At 62.4% G+C, this 3,063-nt stretch carries 4 protein-coding genes and 1 pseudogene; 4 read left to right on the top strand and 1 reads right to left on the bottom strand.

The window, feature by feature from the left end; genetic code table 11:
• Positions 1–200 precede the first annotated feature (200 nt).
• The 4 genes from B0W55_RS29165 to B0W55_RS29150 are packed head-to-tail and all read left to right on the top strand — an operon-like array spanning position 201 to position 2,911.
• Positions 201–503: a hypothetical protein gene (locus B0W55_RS29165; RefSeq protein ID WP_077049355.1), complete on the top strand. Its 303-nt coding sequence runs from the start codon at positions 201–203 to the stop codon at positions 501–503.
• Complete coding sequence (locus B0W55_RS29160) at positions 503–1,363, top strand: DUF72 domain-containing protein (RefSeq protein WP_077049354.1); 861 nt, start codon at positions 503–505, stop codon at positions 1,361–1,363. Before B0W55_RS29165 ends, B0W55_RS29160 begins: the two co-directional genes overlap by 1 nt.
• 34 nt (positions 1,364–1,397) lie before the next feature.
• Positions 1,398–2,219 carry an oxaloacetate decarboxylase gene (locus B0W55_RS29155; RefSeq protein ID WP_077049353.1) on the top strand — a complete coding sequence of 274 codons (822 nt, stop codon included), beginning with the start codon at positions 1,398–1,400 and terminating at the stop codon, positions 2,217–2,219.
• 2 nt (positions 2,220–2,221) lie between these two features.
• A complete protein-coding gene (locus B0W55_RS29150) occupies positions 2,222–2,911 on the top strand; it encodes an extensin family protein (protein WP_077049352.1) in 690 nt (229 codons plus the stop codon).
• Between the two features lie 15 nt (positions 2,912–2,926).
• Here B0W55_RS29150 and B0W55_RS29145 read toward each other — a convergent pair.
• Positions 2,927–3,063, bottom strand: a pseudogene (locus B0W55_RS29145) (energy transducer TonB); the annotation flags it as partial.

Genomic DNA, 3,063 nt, shown 5'->3' with positions numbered 1-3,063 from the left:
TCGCAGCCCAGCGGGAGCAAGCTCCCTCGCCACGGTGTTTTTCAGTTCTTTGGCGGCGGAGCTTTCAGGCGTGCCAATCGTCCGTTTCTAACCCCAGCTTTTAAACCTTTTGCCCTTTATGTGTTCTAGTTATCACTCGGCGGTTTGCGAAGTGGGCTACGCGCCACTAAACTGCCATCACTGATACCGAGCATGCACCTATGCGTATAGACGGCCTTTCCTCACAGTCCTACCCCATCAAGCGCAAGCCTCGCAAAGGCTCTGTGGTGGAAGAAGAGTCGGTCGATATCGACGGCGAAGTGGAAATTCCGTCCGAAGAACAGATGACCGCCCGCGCCAAGGCCGCTGCGCAAAAAATCAGCAATCTCCCCGCCCGTCAGCAGGACATGCTTTATCACCGTGCCATGAGCAAAAGTGTGGCGATGGCCCTGGCCAGCTACCTGAGCACGGCCGGTTTCGTCGACTGGGATGCAGAAGTGCTGGGTCTCGACCTGTACATCTGATGTTGCTGCCTTACTACCTCGGCTGCCCCTCCTGGAGCGAAAACGCCTGGCGCGACTATCTCTACCCGCTAGACGCCAAGCCCGCCGAATTTCTCGCTCTGTATTCCCAAGTATTCAATGCCGTGGAAGGCAACACGACCTTCTACGCGAGCCCGGCTGCCGGCACCGTGCAGCGCTGGGCCGACACCATGCCCGCGCATTTTCGTTTCACCGCCAAGTTTCCCGGCGACATCAGCCACGGCGGCGACCTGCGCGAACAGCTGACCGCCGCCGAAACCTTCACTCAATTGCTCAGCCCTCTTGGCGAGCGGGTGTCGCCGATGTGGCTGCAGCTATCGAAAAGCTTCACGCCGCATCGCCTGCCAGAACTGGCCGGCTTCATCGATGCCCTGCAGCGTCCCTTGGCGGTTGAAGTGCGCCATGACGACTTTTTCGCCAAGGGTGACAGCGAGCGAATGCTCAATCGCTTGCTCATGGATCGCGGTGTCGAGCGCATCTGCCTCGATCCCCGCGCACTGTTCAGCTGCACCTCGACCGATCCTTCGGTCCTGCACGCCCAATCGAAAAAGCCCCGTGTGCCACCGCGCCCCGCGGCGTTCACCCAATCCCCGCAAGTGCGCTTCATCGGCCATCCGCAACTGGAGGCCAACGACCCGTTTCTATTGCCATGGGTAGAGAAAATCGCCCTGTGGATCGAAGAAGGCCGCACGCCCTATATCTTCCTGCACACCGCCGACAACCTGTTGGCGGCGAAGCTGGCGCAACGTTTCCATGCCCGTCTGATGCTGCGTCTGCCTGGCTTGCCGGCGCTGCCTGAGCTATACAGAGAGCCCGCCGCCGAGCAACTTGGCCTGCTCTGAAGGCGGATTCGTTCCCCTTTTCAGGAGCCAGCCAATGGATGCCCAAACCCTTCGAGCCCAAGCGTTCAAAGCCTTGCACGAACGCGACGGGGTTTTTGTGATGCCCAACCCATGGGATGCCGGCTCGGCGAAGATGCTTGCCGGCCTGGGATTCGAGGCGCTGGCGACCACCAGTGCCGGTGCGGCTTTTTCCCTGGCCCGTCACGATGGTGGCCTGACCCTGGACCAGACCCTGGCCAATGTCCGGGCCATCGTCGCCGCCACCGACCTGCCGGTCTCGGTGGATCTGGAAAACGGTTTTGCCGATGATCCCGCCGAATGTGCGCAAAGCATTGTGCAGGCCGCTGCCGCCGGGGCGGTCGGTGGTTCGATCGAAGACGCCACGGGCCGGGCGGATGCGCCGATCTATTGTTTCGAGCATGCCGTGGCGCGGGTCGAGGCCGCCGTCGCTGCCGCGCGCAGCTTGCCGTTCCCATTCATGCTGACTGCCCGGGCGGAGAATTTCCTGCACGGCAATCCGGATCTGGACGACACCCTTCGCCGCTTGCAGGCGTTCGCCAAGGCCGGTGCCGATGTGCTGTATGCGCCGGGGCTGCGCAGCGCTGAAGAGGTGTTGGCGGTGGTCCGCGCCGTGGCGCCCAAACCGGTCAACGTGTTGATGTCCGGCGGCTTGAAGTTGACGGTGCAAGAACTGAGTGAAATGGGCGTCAAGCGCATCAGTGTTGGTTCGGCGCTGGCATTGGCGGCGCTGGGCGAGTTCTATCGTGCCGCCGAAGAGATCAAGACCTCGGGCACCTTCGGCTTCACCTCGCGCTCGATGCCCTACGCCCAGGCCAATCAGTTTTTCAAAGGCTGACGATGCGCCGCAGCGGGTGCCTGTTGCTGGCGTTGTTCGCTGCGGCGGGTGTGGGTGTCTGGCGTGGCTGGCTGTCGCTGCCGCCGCAGTGGAACCCCTGGGCACCGCTGGACGTGAAAGCGCCACCCAACCTGCTCACCCGCTACAAACTCATGCGCCTGCGCGACGACCCACAGCTGTGCGAGCAGGCCTTGAGCAGTTCCGGCCTGCGGGTGAACCCACAGGCCGACAGCCCCGACGGCAAGTGTCCGCTGACTGACGTGATGCGGGTGCAGGGCGGCGATGTGGCGCTGAGCAGTGGTTTTCTCGCCAGTTGCCGGTTGGCGGTATCGTTCGCGCTGTTCGAGCATCACGCCCTGCAACCTGCCGCACAGGCGATCTACGGTCAGTCGGTTGCGCGGGTCGATCATCTGGGCAGTTTTGCCTGCCGCAATGTCTACGGCCGCGAGAATGCCCGGCGCAGCCAGCATGCATCGGCCAATGCCCTGGACATCGCCGGATTCCGCCTGGCCGATGGGCGAACCATCAGTGTGCTCAAGGATTGGCCGAAGGATAACCAGGACGCGCGGTTTCTGAGGCAGGCGCGCGATGGCGCCTGTGGCGTGTTCAGCGTGGTGTTGAGCCCCGATTACAACGCCGCCCATCGCAATCACTTTCATCTCGATGTCGGGCCATGGTGGCTGTGTCGCTGAAAAGGTCGCTGAAGATCAGGCGGCCAGGCGCAGGTTCTGCAGGATGATCGGGCGAGCCCAGCCGTTATCGAAATCGAGCTGTTTCTGTTGTTCCACCAGTTCTTCCGGGGAGAACGGCGGGAAGGGCTTGTCCAGCAGGTCGAGTTCGAACT

The sequence above is a fragment of the Pseudomonas sp. KK4 genome, assembly GCF_001984065.1.
GTDB lineage: Bacteria > Pseudomonadota > Gammaproteobacteria > Pseudomonadales > Pseudomonadaceae > Aquipseudomonas.
This window is presented reverse-complemented; position numbering and strand designations above follow the sequence as displayed.

Coding starts and splice junctions, on each gene's coding strand:
- B0W55_RS29165 (WP_077049355.1), top strand. CDS start 201: ATGCGTATAGACGGCCTTTCCTCACAGTCCTACCCCATCAAGCGCAAG.
- B0W55_RS29160 (WP_077049354.1), top strand. CDS start 503: ATGTTGCTGCCTTACTACCTCGGCTGCCCCTCCTGGAGCGAAAACGCC.
- B0W55_RS29155 (WP_077049353.1), top strand. CDS start 1,398: ATGGATGCCCAAACCCTTCGAGCCCAAGCGTTCAAAGCCTTGCACGAA.
- B0W55_RS29150 (WP_077049352.1), top strand. CDS start 2,222: ATGCGCCGCAGCGGGTGCCTGTTGCTGGCGTTGTTCGCTGCGGCGGGT.